Annotated in this window: 21 protein-coding genes; 18 read left to right on the top strand and 3 right to left on the bottom strand. The window is 72.0% G+C overall.

Features of this window, described 5'->3' with window-relative positions; translation table 11 throughout:
• Nucleotides 1-109: 109 nt before the first annotated feature.
• The 4 genes from alr to ACIRP7_RS08765 all read left to right on the top strand — a co-directional run bounded on the left by alr (nt 110) and on the right by ACIRP7_RS08765 (nt 3,418).
• On the top strand, nt 110-1,279 hold the full coding sequence (gene alr / locus ACIRP7_RS08780) for an alanine racemase (protein ID WP_403655487.1): 1,170 nt from the start codon (nt 110-112) through the stop codon (nt 1,277-1,279).
• 84 nt (nt 1,280-1,363) lie between these two features.
• The gene (locus ACIRP7_RS08775) at nt 1,364-2,617 is read left to right on the top strand and encodes an alpha/beta fold hydrolase (protein WP_403655485.1); all 1,254 of its coding nucleotides are present in this window, start codon (nt 1,364-1,366) and stop codon (nt 2,615-2,617) included.
• The gene (tsaE, locus tag ACIRP7_RS08770; RefSeq protein ID WP_403655483.1) at nt 2,589-3,095 is read left to right on the top strand and encodes a tRNA (adenosine(37)-N6)-threonylcarbamoyltransferase complex ATPase subunit type 1 TsaE; all 507 of its coding nucleotides are present in this window, start codon (nt 2,589-2,591) and stop codon (nt 3,093-3,095) included. Before ACIRP7_RS08775 ends, tsaE begins: the two co-directional genes overlap by 29 nt.
• Nucleotides 3,096-3,244: 149 nt before the next feature.
• Nucleotides 3,245-3,418 carry a hypothetical protein gene (locus ACIRP7_RS08765; protein ID WP_393600353.1) on the top strand — a complete coding sequence of 58 codons (174 nt, stop codon included), beginning with the start codon at nt 3,245-3,247 and terminating at the stop codon, nt 3,416-3,418.
• A 71-nt stretch (nt 3,419-3,489) separates the two neighbouring features.
• On the opposite strand, the gene ACIRP7_RS08760 is transcribed toward ACIRP7_RS08765, so the two are convergent.
• Nucleotides 3,490-4,041 (bottom strand): hypothetical protein, encoded by a 552-nt coding sequence (locus tag ACIRP7_RS08760; RefSeq protein WP_403655481.1) that lies wholly within the window; start codon nt 4,039-4,041, stop codon nt 3,490-3,492.
• A gap of 178 nt (nt 4,042-4,219) precedes the next feature.
• Between ACIRP7_RS08760 and tsaB the strand changes: the two genes are divergently transcribed.
• From tsaB to ACIRP7_RS08740, 4 genes are read left to right on the top strand one after another with little or no spacing between them, the layout of a single operon-like run.
• On the top strand, nt 4,220-4,876 hold the full coding sequence (tsaB, locus tag ACIRP7_RS08755) for a tRNA (adenosine(37)-N6)-threonylcarbamoyltransferase complex dimerization subunit type 1 TsaB (RefSeq protein WP_403655479.1): 657 nt from the start codon (nt 4,220-4,222) through the stop codon (nt 4,874-4,876).
• Nucleotides 4,873-5,403, top strand: coding sequence for a ribosomal protein S18-alanine N-acetyltransferase (rimI, locus tag ACIRP7_RS08750; protein ID WP_352389199.1), 531 nt, complete (start codon nt 4,873-4,875; stop codon nt 5,401-5,403). The genes tsaB and rimI overlap by 4 nt, the downstream gene beginning before the upstream one ends.
• Nucleotides 5,396-6,481 carry a tRNA (adenosine(37)-N6)-threonylcarbamoyltransferase complex transferase subunit TsaD gene (gene tsaD / locus ACIRP7_RS08745; RefSeq protein WP_403655477.1) on the top strand — a complete coding sequence of 362 codons (1,086 nt, stop codon included), beginning with the start codon at nt 5,396-5,398 and terminating at the stop codon, nt 6,479-6,481. Before rimI ends, tsaD begins: the two co-directional genes overlap by 8 nt.
• On the top strand, nt 6,478-6,729 hold the full coding sequence (locus tag ACIRP7_RS08740; protein WP_403655475.1) for a hypothetical protein: 252 nt from the start codon (nt 6,478-6,480) through the stop codon (nt 6,727-6,729). The genes tsaD and ACIRP7_RS08740 overlap by 4 nt, the downstream gene beginning before the upstream one ends.
• 9 nt (nt 6,730-6,738) lie before the next feature.
• On the opposite strand, the gene ACIRP7_RS08735 is transcribed toward ACIRP7_RS08740, so the two are convergent.
• Nucleotides 6,739-9,039: a glycoside hydrolase family 3 N-terminal domain-containing protein gene (locus ACIRP7_RS08735; protein ID WP_403655473.1), complete on the bottom strand. Its 2,301-nt coding sequence runs from the start codon at nt 9,037-9,039 to the stop codon at nt 6,739-6,741.
• Nucleotides 9,040-9,167: 128 nt separating this feature from the next.
• On the opposite strand from ACIRP7_RS08735, the gene ACIRP7_RS08730 reads away from it, so the two are divergent.
• The 7 genes from ACIRP7_RS08730 (at nt 9,168) to ACIRP7_RS08700 (ending at nt 18,214) form a co-directional block, all read left to right on the top strand.
• On the top strand, nt 9,168-10,229 hold the full coding sequence (locus tag ACIRP7_RS08730; RefSeq protein WP_403655471.1) for a LacI family DNA-binding transcriptional regulator: 1,062 nt from the start codon (nt 9,168-9,170) through the stop codon (nt 10,227-10,229).
• An 82-nt stretch (nt 10,230-10,311) separates the two neighbouring features.
• The gene (locus ACIRP7_RS08725) at nt 10,312-11,655 is read left to right on the top strand and encodes an endo-1,4-beta-xylanase (RefSeq protein WP_403655469.1); all 1,344 of its coding nucleotides are present in this window, start codon (nt 10,312-10,314) and stop codon (nt 11,653-11,655) included.
• Nucleotides 11,656-11,716: 61 nt separating this feature from the next.
• Nucleotides 11,717-12,763, top strand: a complete 1,047-nt coding sequence (locus ACIRP7_RS08720) for an LCP family protein (protein WP_403655467.1) — start codon at nt 11,717-11,719, stop codon at nt 12,761-12,763.
• An 83-nt stretch (nt 12,764-12,846) separates the two neighbouring features.
• Nucleotides 12,847-14,238: an FG-GAP and VCBS repeat-containing protein gene (locus ACIRP7_RS08715; RefSeq protein WP_403655465.1), complete on the top strand. Its 1,392-nt coding sequence runs from the start codon at nt 12,847-12,849 to the stop codon at nt 14,236-14,238.
• A gap of 137 nt (nt 14,239-14,375) precedes the next feature.
• Nucleotides 14,376-14,732 carry a YciI family protein gene (locus ACIRP7_RS08710; RefSeq protein WP_403655463.1) on the top strand — a complete coding sequence of 119 codons (357 nt, stop codon included), beginning with the start codon at nt 14,376-14,378 and terminating at the stop codon, nt 14,730-14,732.
• A 47-nt stretch (nt 14,733-14,779) separates the two neighbouring features.
• A complete protein-coding gene (locus ACIRP7_RS08705; RefSeq protein ID WP_403655461.1) occupies nt 14,780-16,057 on the top strand; it encodes an RNA polymerase sigma factor in 1,278 nt (425 codons plus the stop codon).
• Nucleotides 16,058-16,171: 114 nt separating this feature from the next.
• Nucleotides 16,172-18,214 (top strand): cell wall-binding repeat-containing protein, encoded by a 2,043-nt coding sequence (locus ACIRP7_RS08700; protein WP_403655459.1) that lies wholly within the window; start codon nt 16,172-16,174, stop codon nt 18,212-18,214.
• Here ACIRP7_RS08700 and ACIRP7_RS08695 read toward each other — a convergent pair.
• Entirely contained in the window at nt 18,192-19,385 is a 1,194-nt protein-coding gene (locus ACIRP7_RS08695; protein WP_403655457.1) for a methyltransferase domain-containing protein, read from the bottom strand. The two genes, ACIRP7_RS08700 and ACIRP7_RS08695, sit on opposite strands and share 23 nt — an antisense overlap.
• A 91-nt stretch (nt 19,386-19,476) precedes the next feature.
• Between ACIRP7_RS08695 and ACIRP7_RS08690 the strand changes: the two genes are divergently transcribed.
• The 3 genes from ACIRP7_RS08690 to groES all read left to right on the top strand — a co-directional run bounded on the left by ACIRP7_RS08690 (nt 19,477) and on the right by groES (nt 21,819).
• A complete protein-coding gene (locus ACIRP7_RS08690; protein ID WP_403655455.1) occupies nt 19,477-20,424 on the top strand; it encodes a polysaccharide deacetylase family protein in 948 nt (315 codons plus the stop codon).
• The gene (locus tag ACIRP7_RS08685) at nt 20,421-21,212 is read left to right on the top strand and encodes a polysaccharide deacetylase family protein (protein WP_403655453.1); all 792 of its coding nucleotides are present in this window, start codon (nt 20,421-20,423) and stop codon (nt 21,210-21,212) included. Before ACIRP7_RS08690 ends, ACIRP7_RS08685 begins: the two co-directional genes overlap by 4 nt.
• A gap of 298 nt (nt 21,213-21,510) precedes the next feature.
• Nucleotides 21,511-21,819 carry a co-chaperone GroES gene (gene groES / locus ACIRP7_RS08680; RefSeq protein ID WP_007384130.1) on the top strand — a complete coding sequence of 103 codons (309 nt, stop codon included), beginning with the start codon at nt 21,511-21,513 and terminating at the stop codon, nt 21,817-21,819.
• Nucleotides 21,820-21,826: the final 7 nt, after the last annotated feature.

Here is a 21,826-nt window from a genome sequence, read left to right as displayed (position 1 = left end):
CCCACGTGTGACCCGACGCGTGACCCGACGCGTGACCCACACGCGTGTGTGTGCGTCCCGGGACGTGCTCATCGGCGGTGTCAGTCGCCTCTGAGACACTGGGGGCGCCATGAACGAGACAGCAACCGCCCCGACCGCACCGCTGCGCGCCCGCGCCGAGATCGACCTGACCGCGCTGCGGGCCAATGTGCGGGCCCTGCGCGCCCGCGCGTCGGGGTCCGCCCTCATGGCCGTGGTCAAGTCCGACGCGTACGGCCACGGCGCGGTGCCCTGTGCCCGCGCCGCGGTCGAGGCGGGGGCCGGGTGGCTCGGGACCGCCACGCCGGAGGAGGCTCTGGCGCTGCGCAGGGCGGGGCTGCCGGGGCGGATCATGTGCTGGCTGTGGACGCCCGGCGGCCCCTGGCGCGAGGCGATCGAGGCCGACCTCGACGTCTCCGCCAGCGGGATGTGGGCGCTGCGGGAGCTCGTCGCGGCGGCCCGCGAGGCCGGCGTACCCGCGCGCGTGCAGCTCAAGGCCGACACCGGCCTCGGGCGGGGCGGCTGCCAGCCCGGCGAGGACTGGGCCGAGCTGGTCGCCGAGGCCCTGCGCGCACAGTCCGAAGGACTCCTGCGCGTCACCGGCCTCTGGTCGCACTTCGCCTGCGCCGACGAGCCGGGCCACCCCTCCATCGCCGCCCAGCTCACCCTCTTCCGCGAGATGCTCGCGTACGCCGAGGGCCAGGGCGTGCGCCCCGAGGTGCGGCACATCGCCAACTCGCCGGCCACCCTCACCCTTCCGGAGAGCCACTTCGACCTCGTCCGGACCGGCATCGCGACCTATGGCATCTCGCCGAGCCCCGAGATCGGCGACCCCGCCGACTTCGGACTGCGCCCGGTGATGACGCTGTCGGCGTCGCTCGCGCTGGTCAAGCGCGTTCCCGCAGGCCATGGCGTCAGCTATGGCCATCGCTATGTCACCCCGGGTGCCACGACCCTCGGTCTCGTGCCCGTCGGATACGCGGACGGCATCCCCCGGCACGCCTCCGGCGCCGGACCGGTGCTGGTCGACGGCAAGTGGCGCACGGTCGCCGGGCGGATCGCCATGGACCAGTTCGTCGTCGACCTCGGCGGCGACGAGCCCGCCACCGGCACCCGGGCCGTGCTCTTCGGCCCCGGCGACCGGGGCGAGCCCACCGCCGAGGACTGGGCCCAGGCAGCGGGCACCATCGCCTACGAAATCGTGACCCGCATCGGAACGCGCGTTCCCCGCGTCTATGTGAATGAGGGACAAGCGGGGTAACCGCAACAGTGCGCGTCAGATCGGCCAGTCCCGCAACACCGGTATCACCCGGCCCTTGAACGACCCAGCGAACAGGAGCGGTACGTGAGCGAGAGCAGTGCGGAGGCCGTCGTCGACGCCGCCGCTTCGGTGGCCCTCGCCTCCGCTACGGCGGCGGGTGGCGGGTGGCGCCGGGCGACCGGGTTCGCCGGCGCCGCGATAGGCGTGATCGCCGCGGGCGCCGCGGCGGGTGTCGCCCTCGAGCGGCTCACCGTCGGACGCGGCATGCGGGAGCGGGCCCGGCTCGCCCTCGACTCGACCGGGCCGTACGGCGCAGTGCGCGGCACCCCCGGAAAGGCGCAAGCCGACGACGGCACCGAGCTGTACTACGAGGTCGACGACGTCGATCCGGAGGCCGCTCCCGCGCTGTCGCCGCGCCGGCGCCGGCTGTTCGGGCGCAAGGCCCCCGCTCCGGTGACGGTGGTCTTCAGCCACGGCTACTGCCTCAGCCAGGACTCCTGGCACTTCCAGCGCGCGGCGCTCAGGGGTGTCGTACGGACCGTGCACTGGGACCAGCGCAGCCACGGGCGGTCGGGGCGGGGTGCCCGGCAGGTGCGGGACGGGGTGCCGGTCGACATCGAGCAGCTCGGGCGCGACCTCAAAGCCGTCATCGACGCGACCGTCCCCGAGGGCCCGATCGTGCTCGTCGGTCACTCCATGGGCGGAATGACCGTCATGGCACTGGCCGACCAGTACCCCGAACTCATCCGCGACCGCGTGGTCGCGGTGGCCCTGGTCGGTACGTCGTCCGGGCGGCTCGGCGAGGTCAACTTCGGGCTGCCCGTCGCGGGCGTCAACGCCGTACGGCGGGTGCTGCCGGGCGTCCTCAAGGCGCTGGGGCAGCGGGCCGACCTGGTGGAGAAGGGCCGACGGGCCACCGCCGACCTGTTCGCCGGGGTCATCAAGCGCTACTCCTTCGCCTCCCGGGACGTCGACCCGGCCGTCGTCCGGTTCGCCGAGCGGATGATCGAGGGCACCCCGATCGACGTGGTCGCCGAGTACTACCCGGCGTTCGACAACCACGACAAGACCGCCGCCCTCGCCCACTTCGTGGACAAGCCGGTGCTCGTGCTCGCCGGAGTGGGCGACATGGTCACGCCCAGCGAGCACAGCGAGGCGATCGCCTCCCTGCTGCCGGAGGCGGAGCTGGTGCTGGTCCCCGACGCCGGGCACCTCGTCATGCTGGAACACCCGGAAGTGGTCACCGACCGCCTCGCCGACCTGCTCACCCGCGCGGGGGCGGTACCGGCAGGGGCTACCGTTGGCGGTTATGGAAGCAGTACCGCGCAACCCGGTTGAGACCGAGCTGACCGTCACCTCCCCCGAGCAGATGCGCGAGCTGGGCCTGAAGCTCGCCAAGCTGCTGCGCGCCGGGGATCTCGTGATGCTCAGCGGGGAACTCGGCGCGGGCAAGACGACACTGACCCGCGGACTCGGTGAGGGGCTCGGGGTGCGGGGGGCCGTGACCTCGCCGACCTTCGTGATTGCCCGGGTGCATCCGTCCCTGGGGGACGGGCCGCCGCTCGTCCACGTCGACGCGTACCGCCTGGGCGGCGGGCTCGACGAGATGGAAGACCTCGACCTCGACGTCTCGCTGCCGGAGTCGGTGATCGTCGTGGAGTGGGGCGAGGGCAAGGTAGAGGAGCTGACCGACGACCGGCTCCAGGTGCAGATCCACCGCGCGGTCGGTGACACGACCGACGAGGTGCGGCACGTGACGCTGACGCCGGTCGGAGAGCGGTGGGCCGCGACCGACCTCAGCGTGCTCACGGCCTGAGAAGCCGTCCGCCACCGCCCGTCGTGTGAACGTTTCCGACAATCCGTCGGCAAGATATTGCACAGTGCGTCGTATGCGTGGTCACATGGTACCCAGCTCGTGGTTAGGTCTGCCTAACTACGCCCGCCCCCGAACTCCAGGAGGCGTCCATGTCGGCCACCGAGAACCGGCCCCAGCCGCAGCCGTACGTGCTCGTCGGCGGTGTGTCCATGCGTGATCTGCTGGCGTCCTGCGCGGCCGCGGAGGCCGTCTCCACACCGCCGCGGCTGCCCGATCCGGGGACGACGCGGACGGCTGCCGCCGAGCGCCCCAAAGCGGCCTGAGCTCCAAAGCGGCCTGAGCTCCAAAGCGGCCTGAGCACCGAATCGGCCTGAGCCGCCCGAAGGCGGTCGAGTCAGTGGATGACCGCGACCTTCGCGCCGATCGTCGCGAAGGCCCACATCGCGTCGCCGTCCTCGCGGGACTCCCGGATGCCACCCGTCGGCACCGTGGTCGCGGCGGGGGCCGGACGCCCCGCCTGCTCCACGGCCGAACTGAAGCCGATCGCCACGCCGTCGATGCTGGTGAAGCGGACCACGTGCTCGATGGGCGTGCCGTCGGTGCCGGTCACGGAGTTCGACCGGGAGGTCACCACGTAGACGCCGGGCGCGGGGTCGATGGTGCCGGGGATGACCTGGAAGGTGCGGGTGACCTGGCCGCCGGCGTTGACCAGCCAGACACGGTTGTCGTCCAGGGAGTACACGACGCGCTCGCCGGCGCCCGAGCCCGGCGGCAGCGCGGCGGGGTTGCGCCCGTCGCGGGGGACCTTCGAGGTGACGGCCGCCGGGACACTGCTGGTGTGCGCCCTGGTGGGGACCGTCGCGGACGCCTGGTAGGCGAGGAAGCCGACCGTCGCGAGGGCCGCTGTGGTGAGGGCGGTCACGAAAGCCGCGTTGCTGGTTGCCACCGGTCACCTCTCGAGTACTTGGTCCTGATTTGTGGCGACCGTAGCAGGTCGTCGAGGGCGTGCTGCGCCGTCGAGGCTGGTCGCGCGCCCGAGCGGCGGAGCCGTACACCCGTACACCCCCGGGTGCCGGCAGCGGCCTGCGGCCACTCGGGGGCGCCCGGAGCCGTAGGCTGTTTGCGTGCTCTTGCTCGCTCTGGATACCGCCACCCCCGCCGTGACCGTCGCCCTGCATGACGGGCGGGACGTCGTCGCCTCGTTCAGTCAGGTGGACGCGCGCCGGCACGGGGAGCTGTTGTTGCCGGCCGTCGACCGGGTGCTCGCGGACGCGGGGGTGAAGCTGGACGCGGTCACCGGGATCGTCGTGGGAATCGGACCCGGGCCCTACACCGGGCTGCGCGTCGGGCTCATGACCGCCGACACCTTCGGGCTCGCGCTCAAGATCCCCGTCCACGGGGTGTGCACCCTGGACGGACTCGCCTACGCGGCCGACGTCGGCGACGAACCCTTCGTCGTGGCGACCGACGCGCGGCGCAAGGAGGTCTACTGGGCCACCTACTCCGACCCCCGCACCCGCGTGAGCGATCCCGCGGTCGACCGGCCCGCCGACATCGCCGAGCAGGTCGAGGGGCTGCCCGCGGTCGGCGCCGGGGCGCTGCTCTACCCCGACACCTTCACCGACGCCCGCGAGCCCGAGCACGTGTCGGCCGCCTCGCTCGCCGCCCTCGCCGCCGAGCGCATCGAGGCCGGGGCGGAACTGCCCGCCCCGCGCCCGCTGTATCTGCGGCGGCCGGACGCGCAGGTGCCCAAGAACTACAAGGTGGTCACCCCCAAGTGACCACACCCGTGATCCCTGTGCTGCGCGAGATGCGGTGGTGGGACATCGAGCCCGTCCTGGAGCTGGAGCGGGACCTGTTCCCGGAGGACGCCTGGTCCCGGGGCATGTTCTGGTCCGAACTCGCGCACTCCCGGGGGCCCGAGGCGACCCGGCGGTTCGTGGTGGCCGAGGAGGGCGAACGGATCGTCGGATACGCCGGACTCGCCTCCGCGGGCGAGCTGGCCGACGTCCAGACGATCGCCGTCGCCCGCGACCACTGGGGCACCGGACTCGGGGCGACGCTGCTGACCGAGCTGCTGCGGGCCGCGACCGCCTTCGAGTGCGCCGAAGTGATGCTGGAGTGCCGGATCGACAACATCCGCGCCCAGAAGCTCTACGAGCGCTTCGGCTTCGAGGCCATCGGGTTCCGGCGCGGCTACTACCAGCCGGGCAATGTGGACGCCCTGGTCATGCGGCTGACCACAGCATCCGACAGCGGCTCCGCCGAGCGACCGACATCAGAACGAGGAACCGAGATCAATGGCTGACGAACCGCTTGTCCTGGGCATCGAGACCTCCTGTGACGAGACCGGCGTCGGCATCGTCCGGGGTACCACCCTGCTGGCCGACGCCATCGCGTCCAGCGTCGACGAGCACGCCCGGTTCGGCGGCGTGGTGCCGGAGGTGGCCAGCAGGGCGCACCTGGAGGCGATGGTGCCGACCGTCGAGCGCGCCCTGAAGGAGGCCGGTGTCTCCGCGAAGGACCTCGACGGCATCGCCGTCACCGCGGGTCCCGGACTCGCCGGCGCGCTGCTCGTCGGGGTCTCCGCCGCGAAGGCGTACGCCTACGCGCTCGGCAAGCCCCTCTACGGCGTGAACCACCTCGCCTCCCACATCTGCGTCGACCAGCTGGAGCACGGGGCGCTGCCCGAGCCGACGATGGCGCTGCTGGTCAGCGGCGGTCACTCGTCGTTGCTGCTGTCCTCGGACATCACCTCCGACGTACGGCCCATGGGCGCGACCATCGACGACGCGGCCGGCGAGGCCTTCGACAAGATCGCCCGGGTGCTGAACCTCGGCTTCCCGGGCGGCCCGGTCATCGACCGGTACGCGCGCGAGGGCGACCCGTCGGCGATCGCGTTCCCGCGCGGACTGACCGGGCCGCGCGACCCGGCGTACGACTTCTCCTTCTCCGGTCTGAAGACGGCGGTGGCCCGCTGGATCGAGGCCAGGCGGGCCGCGGGGGAGGAGGTGCCGGTGCGTGACGTGGCGGCCTCCTTCCAGGAGGCGGTGGTGGACGTGCTGACCCGCAAGGCCGTGCGGGCCTGCAAGGACGAGGGCGTCGACCATCTGATGATCGGCGGTGGCGTGGCCGCCAACTCCCGGCTGCGGGCCCTCGCCCAGGAGCGCTGCGAGGCCGCCGGGATCCGCCTCAGGGTCCCGCGTCCCAAGCTGTGCACCGACAATGGCGCGATGGTCGCCGCGCTCGGCGCCGAGATGGTGGCCCGCAACCGCCCCGCCTCCAGCTGGGACCTCTCCGCCGACTCCTCCCTGCCGGTGACCGACCCCCATGTGCCGGGCCACGACCACGTGCACGAGGTCAGCAAGGAGAACCTCTACTCGTGACGGTCGCGTTGATGTGGGAGGCCCGCGCGGTCGAGGGCCGGGGCGACGACCTGCTCGCCTGGGCCCGCCGACAGGAGCTTGCCGTACGGCCGTTGCGGCGGGAGACCTTCCGGGCGCCGCAGGACCGCGTCCTGGTCGTCACGTGGTGGGACGCGGCCTACGACGCCGAGCTGCCCGAACTCCCGGAGCCGGACGGTGAGTTGGCAGCGAGGGCGGTGCACCGGTGGCGGTTCGAGTCGGTGGAGTGACGGCGACTGCTACGACACTTCCGTCTCGCAGCGCAGCCGGCGGTCCGCACCCAGCTCCCGCACCGGGCCCGTCAGACGCAGCCGTGCCGTGTGCCGGACCTCCGCGCTCGACGCCGACAGCCGTAGCTCCAGGTCGCCCGGTTCGACGATCCGGCGGCCCTTGCGGTCGGTGAACGCCGACAGCTCCGCGTGGAAGCGGAAGGTCACGCGTCGGGACTCGCCCGGCTCCAGCTCCAGCCGCTGATAGCCGATCAGCCGGACGTCCGGGCGTGTCACCGAGGCGACCGGGTCGTGCAGATACAGCTGGACGACCTCGGCGCCCGCCCGGCCCCCGGCGTTGCGCACGGTCAGCGACACGTCGTACGTGCCGTCCGTGCCGATCTCCGCCGGTGCACCGCCCGTGAAGTCCTCCCACGCGAACTCCGTGTAGGAGCGGCCGTGTCCGAAGGCGTACAGCGGGGTCGGGTCCAGGTTGCTGACCTCGCCCGCGAGGCCGAGCGGCGGCTGGAGATAGGTCCACGGCTGACCGCCGGGCACCCGCGGCACGCTCACCGGGAGGCGGCCCGAAGGGTTGATGCGGCCCGACAGCACTCCCGCTACCGCCGGGCCGCCCTCCTCCCCGGGGAAGAAGGCCTGGACGACCGCGCCGAGCCGGCCGTCCCAGCGGCCGAGCGCATAGGGGCGGCCGGTCAGCAGGACCAGCACGACCGGGACGCCGGTGGCGACCAGCGAGTCCAGCAACTCGCCCTGCACTCCCGGCAGTCGCAGGTCCGTCACATCGCAGCCCTCGCCCGAGGTGCCCCGCCCGAACAGGCCCGCCCGGTCACCGAGCACCGCCACACAGACGTCCGCCTCGGCCGTCCGGGCCACCGCCTCCTCGAAGCCGCCGGTGTCCGGCTCGTCGACCCCGCAGCCCTCGGTGAACGTCACCTTGGCGTCGGGGAGTTCGGTGCGCAGGGACTCCAGGACCGTGGGGATCTCGATGCCCATCGGGATGTCGGGGTGGTGGGTGAGGACATGGGAGGGGAAGGAGTAGCAGCCCAGCATGGCGAGGGCGTCGGCGGCGCGGGGCCCGACGACCGCGATCCGGGTGTCCGGGGCCAGCGGGAGCAGGCCGTCCGGGTTGTCGAGGAGGACCACCGACTCCTCGGCGAGGCGGCGTGCCAGGGCGCGGTTCGTCCTCGAGTCGAGGTCGATCCGCTCGGTGGGCTCCGGGCTCCAGTCCTCGTCCAGGAGGCCCAGCTCGCACTTCTGGAGCAGGACCCGGCGGGCCGCCCGGTCGATCAGGGACTCGGGCACGTCCCCTGCCCGGACCGCATCGAGGAGCGGATTCCCGTAGCACTTCACCGTCGGCAGTTCGACGTCGAGGCCCGCCGCGAGGGCCGCGTGCGCCGCACCCGCCTCGGTGCCGGCGATCCGGTGCTGGGTCTGGAGGAAGCCGACGCCGAAGTAGTCGGCGACCACCGTGCCGGTGAACCCCCACTCCTCGCGCAGCAGTTCGGTCAGCAGGCCCGGGTCGGCGGAGGCCGGGACGCCGTCGGTGTCGGTGTAGGCGGCCATCACCGAGCGGGCCCCGCCCTCGCGCAGCGCGAACTCGAAGGGCGGCAGGGTGATGTCGGCGAACTCGCGCACGCCCGCCCGCACGGGCGCGAGGTTGCGGGCGCCGGCCGAGGAGGCGTACCCGGCGAAGTGCTTGAGCGTGGCGACGATCCCCGCCGACTCCAGGCCGCGGACGTAGGCGGCGCCGATCGTGCCCACCAGGTACGGGTCCTCGCCGATCGTCTCCTCGACCCGTCCCCAGCGCGGGTCGCGGACGACGTCCAGGACGGGGGCCAGACCCTGGTGGACGCCGACCGTGCGCAGGTCGCGGCCGATGGCGCCGGCCATCTCCTCGACCAGTTCGGCGTCCCAGCTCGCACCCCAGGCGAGCGGGACCGGATAGGCGGTGGCCCGCCAGGTGGTGAAGCCGGCCAGGCACTCCTCGTGCGCGAGCGCGGGAATGCCGAAGCGGCCGGCGTCTGCGATACGGCGCTGGGCGCGGGCCAGTGCCTGCGCGCCCAGCGCCGGGTCCACGGGGGCGGTGCCGAAGGGCCGGGTGAGCTGCCCCAGACCCCGGGTGATCAACTCGTCCCAGTCGTAGTCGGCGGTCATCTCGCGCTGGAGGGGGGCGACTCCGTCCCCGTCCGTGCTGGCGCCCACCCACACGCCGTAGAGCTGGGCGGTCTTCTCCTCCAGGGTCATCCGGGAGAGGAGGTCGTCGACGCGGGCGGAGGCGGTCAGGGCGGGGTCACGCCAGGGCGCGGTGGTCATGTAACTCCTGTCGGGCTCGACTGTCGGGCCGACTTCGCGAATGTTTCGACATTTAATCCGAATGTTTTGGGAACCTAGGGCCGCACGAAGGGTTCGTCAAGAGGTCGCGCAGGGATACGATCGCCGCCATGACACCCCCCGAGCCCGCTGAAACCCGGACGACTTCCCCGACGGCAGGACGATCGCCGCAGACGGCCACGCTCGCCGAGATCGCCCGCGAGGCGGGTGTGTCGGCGCCGACAGTTTCGAAGGTCCTCAACGGCCGGGCCGACGTCGCGCCCGCGACCCGCGCCCGCGTCGAGGACCTGCTGCGCGCGCACGGCTACCGGCGCCGGCGTGCCGAGGCGAGCCGTTCGCCCCTGATCGACCTGGTCTTCCACGAACTGGAGAGCGCGTGGGCGATGGAGGTGATCCGGGGTGTGGAGAACGTGGCCCGCGACGCCGGGCTCAGTGTCGTGCTGAGCGAGAGCGCGGGACGGCTCACCCCCGGGCGCACCTGGGCCGACCAGGTCGCCGCCCGCCGCCCGCACGGGGTGGTCCTCGTACTGTCCGGGCTCGACGAGTCCCAGCGCGCGTTGCTGGGCAGCAGATCGATCCCGTTCGTGGTGATGGACCCGGCCGGCGATCCGGGCGCCGACGTGCCCTCCATCGGCGCGACCAACTGGCAGGGCGGGCTCGCCGCGACCCGCCACCTGGTCGAGCTGGGGCACCGCAGGATCGGCGCGATCAGCGGGCCCTCCCGCATGATGTGCAGCCGCGCCCGCATCGACGGCTACCGGGCCGCCCTGGAGACGGCGGGGCTGCCCGTCGATCCCGGGCTGATCATGGCCGGTGACTTCCACCACGAGACCGGCTACCGCCAGGGCCTGGAACTGCTGCGCCGCCCCGACCGGCCCACCGCGGTCTTCGCCGGCAACGACCTCCAGGCGCTCGGCCTCTACGAGGCGGCCCGCGAGCTGGGCCTGCGCATCCCGGAGGACCTGAGCGTGGTCGGCTTCGACGACCTTCCGGTGGCGCCCTGGGTGGGCCCGCCGCTGACGACCGTACGGCAGCCGCTGACCGAGATGGCCGAGGCCGCGGCCAAGCTGGTGCTCGACCTCGGCCGGGAGGGCGGCAGCCCGGCGGCCACCCGGGTGGAACTGGCGACGAGCCTGGTGGTGCGCAGCAGTACCGCTGAGGCCCGCGGGTGAGCTATTGACGGGTGGGGTGCGTGCGCCCACACTCCTCCGAAGCCAATCGGTTGCACGACCGAAACTTTCGGAGGCACCCGCAATGAGATCTCTGAGAACCGGCTTATCCCTTGTGTCCCTCCTGAGCGGCCTCGCGCTGCTCGCCCCGGCCCCCACGGCGAGCGCCGCCGACGTACCCCTGCGCGAGCTCGCCGCAGCCAAGGGCAAGGTCATCGGTACGGCCGTCACCGGGTCCAAACTCACCGGCACCTACGGCGACCTCGCCGGGACACAGTTCAACTCGCTGACCCCCGGCAACGCCATGAAGTGGGGCTCGGTCGAGCCGAGCCGCGGCAGCTACAACTGGGCCGAGGCCGACCAGATCGTGAACTTCGCCGAGTCCCACGGCCAGCAGGTGCGCGGCCACACCCTGGTCTGGCACAACCAGAACCCGGACTGGCTGACCAACGGCACCTGGACCCCGGCCCAGCTCAGCCGGCTCCTGGACGACCACATCGCGCTCGAAGTGGGCCGCTACAAGGGCCGGCTCGCCGCCTGGGACGTCGTCAACGAACCCTTCAACGAGGACGGCACCTACCGCCAGACCCTCTGGTACAACGGCCTCGGCACCGGCTACATCGCCCAGGCCCTCACCGCCGCCCGCGCCGCCGACCCGGCCGCCAGGCTGTACATCAACGACTACAACGTCGAGGGCGTCAACGCGAAGTCCACCGCCCTGTACAACCTGGTCAAGTCGCTGAAGGAGCAGGGCGTCCCGATCGACGGCGTCGGTCTCCAGGCCCATCTGATCGTCGGTCAGGTCCCGGCCACGCTCCAACAGAACATCCAGCGCTTCGCCGACCTCGGGGTGGACGTGGCGATCACCGAGCTGGACATCCGGATGACGCTGCCCTCCGACAGCGCCAAGCTGACCCAGCAGGCCGCCGACTACAAGGCCGTCCTGAACGCGTGCGTGGCGGTCGCCCGCTGCGTCGGCGCGACCGTCTGGGGCTTCACCGACTCCGACTCCTGGATCCCGAGCACATTCCCGGGCCAGGGCGCGGCGACGCCGTACGACGAGAACTACGCGCCGAAACCGGCGTACCACGCGATCGCGGAGGCGCTCGGCGGAACGACCACCCCTGAGCCGACGGGTGCGTGCAGCGCGGCCTACAGCGTGACCAGTCAGTGGAACACCGGCTTCACGGGGCAGGTGACGATCTCCTGCTCGGGTGCCGCCCTGTCGTCCTGGAAGGTCGGCTGGACGTACGGCGCCGGGCAGCGGATCACCCAGGCCTGGAACGCGATCTGCACCCAGTCCGGGACCGCGGTCAGCTGCTCGAACGCCGCCTACAACGGGACGGTGCCGGACGGCGGCTCGGTGACCTTCGGATTCAACGGCTCGTGGAGCGGCAGCAATCCCGTTCCGGTCGTGACGCTGGGTTGAGAAGTCTGAGATTTTTCGAAGAAAGCCGCCCGGGAGGCGTTCCTCGTAATAATTCGGACTTATGTTCCTCTCTGTGATCGGAGACGACGAGGACAGACGAGTGGGTCGGCGGCCGGGCGTACTGAAAGCCGTCGGCCTCACCCTCGCGGGTGCGCTGGTCGTGGGCTGCGCCGCGGCGGGCTGGGCGTACTGGCACCTCAACAGCAACATCAAGAGCGTCGACATCAACAGCGCGCTCGGCGACGACCGCCCCGCCAAGGCGACCCCGACACCCTCGGTCTCGCAGGAGGCACCGCTGCCCACCGAGGCGCTGAACATCCTGGTCCTGGGCTCCGACTCGCGCAGCGGCAAGGAGAACCAGGCGCTCGGCGGCGGCAGCAGCACCGGCGCCCGGTCCGACACCGCGATGGTCGTGCACATCGACGCGGGCCGCACCACGGCCACCGTCGTCAGCGTCCCGCGCGACACCCTCGTCACCCGCCCGTCCTGCCCCCTGGAGAGCGGAGGCTCCACGGCGGTCTCGTACGGCGCGATGTTCAACAGCGCCTATGCGGTGGGCGGTCCGGTGTGCGCGGTCAAGACCGTCGAGTCGATCACGGACGTCCGCATGGACCACTACATCGAGATCGACTTCTCGGGCTTCGCGAAGCTGGTGAACGCGCTCGGCGGGGTCACGGTCACCACGGACGAGGACATCGACGACAACGACAGCCACCTGCATCTGAAGGCGGGCACCCACCACCTCGACGGCAAGCAGGCCCTCGCCCTCGCCCGCACCCGGCACGGTATAGGCGACGGCAGCGACCTGGGCCGCATAGGCCTCCAGCAGAAGCTGGTGACGGCTCTGCTGGAGCAGATCTCCTCGACGAACCTGCTGGCCAGCCCCACCAAGCTGTACTCCGTCGCCGACGCCGTCACCGGCAGCCTCACCACCGACACCGGCCTCGACTCCCTGACCGAGCTCATGAGCCTCGGCGAGAGCCTGAAGGGCCTGGCGGCCGACGACGTGAAGACGGTGACCATGCCGGTCGTGACCGCGCCCTCGAACCCGAACCGGGTGGTGGCGAAGGAGCCCGCGGCGAGCGAGTTGTGGGAGTCGCTGCGCTGAAACACGGGACGACGGTTGCAACCATCGGGCGTCCAGTGGTGTCTGTTGCGGTGACCACATTGCAGTAATCAGGGGGATCACCGATGTCCAACTCGCGTTCGTACAAAGCCTGGTCCGTGCCGCTGATCGCCGGAGTGCTCGCGCTCGGCGGGATACCCGCCCTGGCGGGCACCGCCGCGGCGGCCGAATCGAAGGCCGTCCAGAACGACTTCAACGGCGACGGCTACAAGGACCTCGCCGTCGGCGCCCCGATCGCCACGGTCGGCGGCAAGCAGGGGGCGGGCTACGTCACCGTCATGTACGGCGGCCCGCACGGCCTGACCAAGGACAGCCGTACCATCATCAGCCGTTCCACCAGCGGGATCCCGGGCGATCCCGCCGCGGGCGAGAACTTCGGCTACCAGCTGTCCACGGGGGACCTGGACGGCGACGGGCGCACCGACCTGATCATCGGGCAGGCCTCCTCGACCCGGGACGCGGTCGTCGTCTGGGGCACCAAGGAGGGCCTGTCCGGCGGGGTGTCCGTGCCCGCGGCGACCACCCAGGCGGGCGACTTCGACGGTGACAGCTGGCCGGACCTGGTCCTGTTCCGCGGCGGCCGCTCCCCGGGCGACGACCCGCTCGGCACCGAGGCCACCGTCTGGCGGGGCCCGATCTCCAGGGCCGGGAAGCCGACCGCCACGCAGGACTTCGGCTCGACCAAGGTGGAGCCCTTCGACGTGATGTACGCCGCCGCCGGGGACGTCAACGGCGACGGCCGCGACGACCTCGCGCTGACCGTCTACCTCGGCGACGGCGGCATCGGCTCCCAGCTCTACTTGTCCAACGCCTCGGGAGGCGCCTTCACCTATGCCGCCGGCCCCGAGGGCAGCGGTCAGGTGGCCTTCGGCGACGTCAACGGCGACGGCTTCGACGACGTCGTCCGGGGCGTCCCGAACCAGTCCACGGTCACCGTGGCCCTCGGCTCGGCCTCCGGTCTGAAGCCGGCGTCGACCTGGAAGTCGTACAGCCAGGACACCGAGGGGGTCCCCGGCGCCACGGAGGAGGAGGACCGTTTCGGCGACGCGGTTTCCGCCCGTGACGTCAACGGCGACGGCTACGCCGACGTGGCCGTGGGCGCGCCCGGCGAGGCGCTCGGCGACAAGGGCGGGGCGGGCATGGTCAACGTCCTCTACGGCAGCCACGACGGCCTGACCGGCAATGCCGCCCAGGGCTTCACCCAGGACACCGACGGCGTCCCCGGTGCCGCGGAGTCGAGCGACAACTTCGGCGGCTCGGTCAGCCTCCTCGACATCAACGGCAACGGCTACGCGGACCTCGCGGCGGCGGCCCCCCGCGAGAACACCGGCGACGGCGCGGTCTGGTCGCTGCGGGGGCGTCCGACCGGCATCGTGACGGACGCGGCGTTCACCTTCGGCCCGGTGACGATCGGGGCGCCGTCCGCCAAGGCGTGGTTCGGCGGGGTGCTGTCGTAGCAGGTCAGGACCCTGTTTCGGGGCCCTGGAAAAAATCTCCGAAGAAATCCGCGGGGTCTGTCGATCCCGGCCTCTCCCGATCGACGCATGGGTGAGAGGCCGGGAAGGACCGGCCCCGTAGCGACCGAGGAGTCACCATGCCGCGTTACCTGTCGATGGTCCAGATCGACGAGAAGACCGCCCCCGCCGAGGGCCCCAGCGACGCCCTCATGCAGCGCATGGGCGAGCTGATCGAGGAGATGACGAAGGCCGGGGTGCTGCTCGACACCGCCGGGCTCACGCCGACCGCGCAGGGGGCCCGGGTGCGCTGGGAGAAGGGGCAGCTGTCGGTGACCGACGGTCCCTTCACCGAGGCGAAGGAGGTCGTCGGGGGGTACGCGATCATCCAGGCCAAGGACATGGCCGAGGCGATCGAGTGGACCAAGCGCTTCCTGAAGGTGCACGAGGAGCACTGGACGGTCACCTGCGAGGTGCGGGAGATCGCGGAGGGCTGAGCCCTCTTCCTTGGCTGCGGGGACGTACGGGTGTCGAATGGGGGGTTGTGACCTCACAGCCCCCCACCACCGACGCCCGCTCCTCCGTGCAGACCGTCGTGGAGACCGTCTTCCGCATGGAGTCGCCGCGCATCATCGCCGGCGTCACCCGGGTCGTCCGGGACGTCGGCATCGCCGAGGAACTCGCGCAGGACGCGCTGGTCGCGGCGCTGGAGCAGTGGCCGCGCGACGGCGTCCCCGACAACCCGGGCGCCTGGCTCATGGCCATCGCGCGCAGACGGGCCGTGGACCTGGTCCGCCGCCGGGAGAACTACGCCCGCAAGCTGGTCGAGATCGGCCGGGACCTGCCGGAGACCGCCCCGCCCCAGGAGCCCGCCGACCCCGAGGACATCGACGACGACCTGCTCAGGCTCGTCTTCACCACCTGCCACCCGGTGCTGTCGGCCGAGGCCCGTACCGCCCTCACCTTGCGGCTGCTCGGCGGTCTGACCACCCCGGAGATCGCCCGCGCCTTCCTCGTCCCGGAGGCGACGGTCGCCCAGCGCATCGTGCGCGCCAAACGGACCCTCGCCACGAAGAACATCGCCTTCGAGGTGCCCTACGGCCCCGACCGCGAGGCCCGTCTCGGCTCGGTCCTCGACGTCATCTACCTGATCTTCAACGAGGGGTACGCGGCCACCGCGGGCGACGACTGGCTGCGCCCCTCCCTGTGCGAGGACGCCCTGCGCCTGGCCCGCCTGCTGTCCGCCCTCATGCCCAAGGAACCCGAAGTGCACGGCCTGGCGGCCCTGTTGGAGTTCCAGGCCTCCCGCACGGCCGCCCGCACCGGACCGCGCGGCGAGCCGGTCCTGCTCAGGGACCAGAACCGCAGCCGCTGGAACCGCATGCTCATCGCCCGCGGCATCAAGGCCCTGGGCCGCGCCGACGCGACGGCCACCGGCGCCCCGGGCCCCTACGTCCTGCAGGCCGCCATCGCCGCCTGCCACGCGCACGCGTACTCCTACGACGAGACCGACTGGCCGGCCATCGCCACCCTCTACGCCCTGCTGGCTGCCCGTACCCCCTCCCCGGTCGTCGAACTCAACCGCGCGGTCGCCGTCTCGATGGCCGAGGGCCCGGGCCCGGCCCTGGAGATCGTCGACGCGCTCACCGCCGAACCCGCCCTGCTCGACTACCACCTGCTGCCGAGCGTGCGCGGCGATCTCCTCGCCCGCCTCGGACGGACGACCGAGGCGCGGGCCGAGTTCGCACGGGCGGCCGCGCTGACCCGCAACGAGCGGGAGCGGGAACTGCTGCTGGACCGGGCGCGGGAGTGCGGTCAGTAATCCTTCGTCGAACAGTTGCACATCAGTAAATTCGTTCCCCTGCTGTCCTGTTGGCGACCTACAGTGACTCAGTCTCTGTGTGGAGACCGTGAAAACCCTGTAGAGGATGACAACTTGAGACTGTTCACGCGCCGCCGTGCCGCGGCGCTCGCGACCGCAGCGGCGCTCGCCGCGGTGGGCACCCTGGCCGCCGCCCCCGGCGCCGCCGCCGACGACGCGGGCCCCTGGCCGGGCACCGAGGGCCGGATCCTCACCGACGGCCCGGTGCTCGTCGACACCGCCACCGGCAAGCAGACCGCGGTGCCCAACACCTACGGCGGCTACGCCGCCTGGGCCCCGGACGGCAGCCGTCTGGTCACCTCCGCGAGTCAGATCAGCAGCATCCGCCCCAGCGGCGGCTCGAAGTTCACCCTGCCCTGGGCGGAGGGCGTGCGCTCCAGTGCCCAGTACCAGGACCTGACGTTCTGGTGGGGCGGCCGTTACGTCGTCTTCTCCACCGGCGGCCAGCTCGCCTACGGCCCCTCCGACGCCTCCTGGGCGCCCCGCCCGCTGCTGTCGTCGGCCCTGGAGCCGTCCAGCGTCTGCGACACCGACCCGACGGTGAGCCCGTCGGGCACGGTCGCCTTCGAACGCCGTATCAACTACGGCTGCTACGACAACGCCGGCGTGTACGTCTACGACCCGACCGCCAAGACGGTCAAGCGGGTCCTCAGCAACGCCGGGCAGCCCGCCTACTCGCCCGACGGCACCAAGCTGGCCTTCGTCCGCAAGGACACCGACGGCAAGCAGCAGATCTTCACGGCCAAGGCCGACGGCACCGACGTCAAGCAGCTCACCACCGGGCCCGGCTACGTCGCCAACCCGTCCTGGTCGCCCACCGGCACCCGGATCGTCTTCGACGCGCACACCACGGGCGACAGCACCGACGTACAGACCACCGAGTACGCCGACGTCGCCACCGGTGAGCGCACGGCCGTCCCGGGCACCCCGCAGGGCAGCGACCCCAGCTGGCAGCCGCTGCGCAAGAACAACACCGCCCGGATCTGGGGCTCCGGCAGCACCCCGACCGTCGTCGCGGCCTCCCGCTGGACCTGGAACAAGGTCGGCACCAGCGCGCCGGGGCTGATGGACGCCAAGGCGGCCGTGCTGACCAACCAGGACAGCACCGCGTACGCGCTGACCGCGCCCGCGCTGGCCGGCAAGAAGCAGGGGCCGGTCCTCGCGACCCCGAAGGGCGGGCTGTCGGCGGCGGTCAAGGCCGAGCTGAAGCGGGTGCTGAAGCGGGGCGCCAACGTCTATCTCCTCGGCTCCCCGTCCGTCCTGAGCTCCACGGTCACCTCCCAGGTCAAGGCCCTCGGCTTCACGCCCAAGCGGCTGACCGGCGCGGACCGCTTCGCTACCTCGGTGGCCGTGGCCAAGACGATCACCACCAGCCCGAAGTACGTGTTCCTGGCCTCCGGCACCGACGCCTACGCGTCCCTCCCGGCCGCCGCCGCGGCCGGCGCCGACGGCACGAGCAGCGCGGGCGGCCTCGTCCTGACCAACGGCAAGAAGCTGTCCTCGTCGGTGAAGTCGTACCTCAACGGCCTCAACCCCGCGAAGACCATGCTCATCCCGGTGGGTGCGGACGCCAGGTACGCGCTGACCCACACGGACTTCTCCCGGTGGCCCTCCTCGTACTCGTACTACCCGATCTCGGGGAAGACCAGGGCCGCCCTCTCGGTGGCCGTCGCCAAGTTCTGGTGGAGCACGCCGAGCAACGTGGCCCTCGCCTACTCCGGTTCCTGGCGTGACGGGCTGTCGGCGGCCGGGGCGATGAACGTCTTCGGGCCGGTCCTGTGGACCTCCCGCGCCTCCCTCTCGCCCGAGCTGACGAGCTATCTGCTGCGCGAGTCCGCGAGCACCAACTCCGTGATCGCCTTCGGCGGTACCGGCAACCTCTCGGCGGGCACCCTCGGTTCGGCGGGCGCCTCGGTCGCCGCGAACAGCGCCCAGGTCGTCTACACACCGTTCCGCAACGGCGACGAGCCGGCGAGCAGCCGCACGAGCGCCCTGCGCACCGGCGGCGACGAGACCCGGAACGCCACCGCGGCGCGCACCGGCCCGGTCGGCGCCGACCCGCACCTGGAGTCGCTCAGGACGGTCCAGCACCAGTAAGGGCCCTCGCGGGGGCGCCGATCAGCATGGTCGGCGCCCCCGCGACCCGGGTCAGGAACACGGTCGCCGAGTGCGGCCCCTGCGACTTCGGCAGCGCCTTGCGCCGCAACTCCTCCGGCTCGACGGCCGACCCCCGCTTCTTCACGGTGAGGATCCCGACCCCCCGCTCCCGCAGCAGCGCCTTCAGCTTCTTCACGTTGAAGGGGAGCCGGTCGGTGATCTCGTAGGCGGTGGCGTACGGCGTCGGGTGCAGTGCGTCGGCGGTGACGTAGGCGATGGTCTCGTCGATCAGCCCGCCGTCCAGGTCCTCGGCCACCTCGGCGACCAGATGGGCCCGGACGACGGCACCGTCGGGCTCGTACAAGTACCGCCCCACGGACCGGACTTCGGGGTCGGGGAGGCCCCGCCCGAGCAGCGTCCGCGGTCCCGGCAGCAGCGTTGCCCGGACGGCGCCCGGCGCGGTGCCGAACCACAGCACCGCCTCCTTCACGTCCCCGCCGTCGGAGATCCACTCCGCCTCGGCCTCCGACGGAACCGCCTCGTGCGGGATGCCCGGCGCGACCTTCAGCGCGGCGTGCGGGGCCTTGAGAGCCGCTCGCACGGCCCAGGACAGCGGCGGCGAGTAGGCCTCCGGATCGAAGATGCGACCCCGCCCGCCGCGCCGCGCGGGATCCACGAACACGGCGTCGTACGCGGCCGTGTCGACCTCCGTGACATCCGCCTCCCGTACGTCGATCAGGCCGGCGAGTCCCAGCGCGTCCGCGTTGGCCCGCGCGGCCGCCGCCGTCAGCGGGTCCCGGTCCACCGCGAGGACCCGGATCCCGGCGCGGGCCAGCGCGATCGCGTCACCGCCGATCCCGCAGCACAGGTCCGCGACGGAGGTGACACCGAGCGCCCGCAGCCGCTCGGCCCGGTACGCCGCCACGCTCGCCCGCGTCGACTGCTCGACCCCGTTGGGCGTGAAGAACATCCGCTCCGCGTCCTCGGCCCCGAACTTCGCCGCCGCCCGCTGCCGCAGCCGGGCCTGGCCGAGCGCCGCGGAGACCAGCTCGGCGGGGTGCTCGCGGCGCAGCCGGGTGGCGACGGCGAGTTCGTCGGCGGGGGCGGTGCCGCGCACGTCGTCGAGGAGGGCACGGCCCTCGGGAGTGAGGAGGGGGGCGAGGTCGGTCACCGGGTCATTGTGGGCCAGTCGGTGGACGGTCCGCTTCCGGGCGGCGGTGTCGGCCCGGGTGCTCCGCCCTGACCTGCGAGGATCCGGCGCCATGGGAACAGTAGGACAAAACGATAAAAATGGTGCGTTGAGGGTGTCGATCCGCGGCGGACTCGTCCTCCTGGCCGTGGCCGCCCTGGTCTCCGGCTGCGCCCGCCCGGCCGGGACGGACGCACGGCCGCAGCGGCCCCTCAAGGCACCTGCGGCCCCCGCGGCCGCCCCCGCCGCCGACCTCCAGGCCGACAAGACCGTCATCCGGGCCGCCAGGCTCCGCGCCGAGCAGAGGCGGATCGCCGCCGCCAGGCGCTGGGGGCTGAAGCAGGTCCCACTGACGGCGCCGCCCGCGCCCGTGACCAAGCCCCGCATCACCACCCGCGAGGGCTTCGAGGTCGAGGGCCACGAGGAGAAGGGGCTGCCCCCGGTCTTCACCACGATCCCCACCGAAGAGAAGATCGTCTTCCTCACCATCGACGACGGCGCCGAGAAGGACCCCGCGTTCCTGCGGATGATGAGCGAGCTGAAGATCCCCTACACCGCCTTCCTCAGCGACTACCTGGTCAAGGACGACTACGGCTACTTCGCGAAGATGCGGGACGCGGGGGTCGTGCTGAACAACCACACCCTCCACCACCCCTACCTGCCCGCGCTGTCGTACGCCCGCCAGAAGCACGAGATCTGCGGCATGCAGGACGTCATCGAGAAGCACTACGGCACGCGGCCCGCGCTCTTCCGCCCGCCGTACGGCAACTACAACGAGGACACCCTGCGCGCGGCCGGGTCCTGCGGCATCGGGTACGCGCCGATCTGGAACGAAGAGGTCTTCGTCGACCACTGGGAGTACCGCGAGTGGGACCAGAGGATCCACCCCGGCGACATCGTGCTCAGCCACTTCCGGGGCCGGGAGGACTGGAAGGGCACGATGACCGACATGGCCCGCCGTTTCCTGGACAAGGTCACGGCCGAGGGGTACGCCGTCGCACGCCTCGAGGACTACCTGTGAGACCGCGGACCCTGCTCGCCGCCGCACTGGCGGCCGTACTCCTCGCCGGCTGCGCCCAGTCCGTCGACCCCATCGAACGGCTGGGCAAGAAGGCGGCCCAGCGGGTGGGGTCGTACGGGCCGGCAAGGGCGGACGGACGGCCGTACCGCCACTGGGGTCTCGCGGCCCCGCTGCCGTCGCCCCCGCGGGTGCCGGCGCGCCCGGTGGCGGACCCGGGCCGGGTGCCGCCGGTGGTGAAGCGGGTGCCGACGTCCGACAAGGTCGTCTTCCTCACCTACGACGACGGCGCGGAGAAGGACCCGCGCTTCGTCGACCTGGTCCGTGAACTGCGGCTGCCCGTCAGCATGTTCCTCACGGACAGCGTCATCGGCCCCGGCTACGGCCACTTCGCGCGCCTGCGGTCGGTCGGCGCGAGCATCCAGAACCACACCCTGGACCACCCCGCCCTGCGCGGGCTGCCGTACACCGGCCAGCGCGCCGAGATCTGCGGCCAGCAGGAGAAGGTGCGCTCCCGCTTCGGGATCCGGCCACGGCTGTTCCGGCCGCCCTACGGCACGTACGACCGCACGACCCTGCGCGCGGCGGCCGACTGCGGGCTCTCGGCGGTGGTGCTGTGGAGCGTGGCGCTGGAGGAGGACGGGCCACGGCGGCCGCTGCGGGCGGGCGACATCGTCTCGGTGGCGTCGGGAGAGGCGAGGGGACCGACCCTGACGGAACGCACGACGGGGCTGCTGCGGGAGATCCAGCGGCGGGGGCTGGCAGTGGGGCGGCTGGAGGACTATCTGTAGGCAATCCAGCCCGTCTGGCGATCGAGGACGAGGGCTTTGGGCCGAAGCGGGAGCCTGGGGGCGGCAGCCCACCAGAACGGCAACCCCCACTCACGCGCACCCGAATTCCGCTCAGGCGCGCCGCGAATTGGCACTCCGCTTGACCGAGTGCTAATCACGGTCATAGTCTCGGGTCTGGCACTCCCCCCTGGAGAGTGCCAACACAGCGACGGGCAGGTCCGGCACCCGCGACGACGGATCCACCTGGTCGCCACCTCAGACAGTCAACCCCGTGATCTCCGAAGGGGGAGGTCGGATCGTGACGACCACCAGCTCCAAGGTTGCCATCAAGCCGCTCGAGGACCGCATTGTGGTCCAGCCGCTCGACGCCGAGCAGACCACCGCCTCTGGCCTGGTCATCCCGGACACGGCGAAGGAGAAGCCCCAGGAGGGCGTCGTCCTGGCCGTGGGCCCGGGCCGCTTCGAGGACGGTAACCGTCTTCCGCTCGACGTCTCCGTCGGCGACATCGTGCTGTACAGCAAGTACGGCGGCACCGAGGTGAAGTACAACGGCGAGGAGTACCTCGTCCTCTCGGCTCGCGACGTGCTCGCGATCATCGAGAAGTAATTCACCG

Origin of the sequence: Streptomyces sp. NPDC102270 (genome assembly GCF_044766405.1) — a bacterium.
Taxonomy (GTDB): domain Bacteria; phylum Actinomycetota; class Actinomycetes; order Streptomycetales; family Streptomycetaceae; genus Streptomyces.
This window is presented reverse-complemented; position numbering and strand designations above follow the sequence as displayed.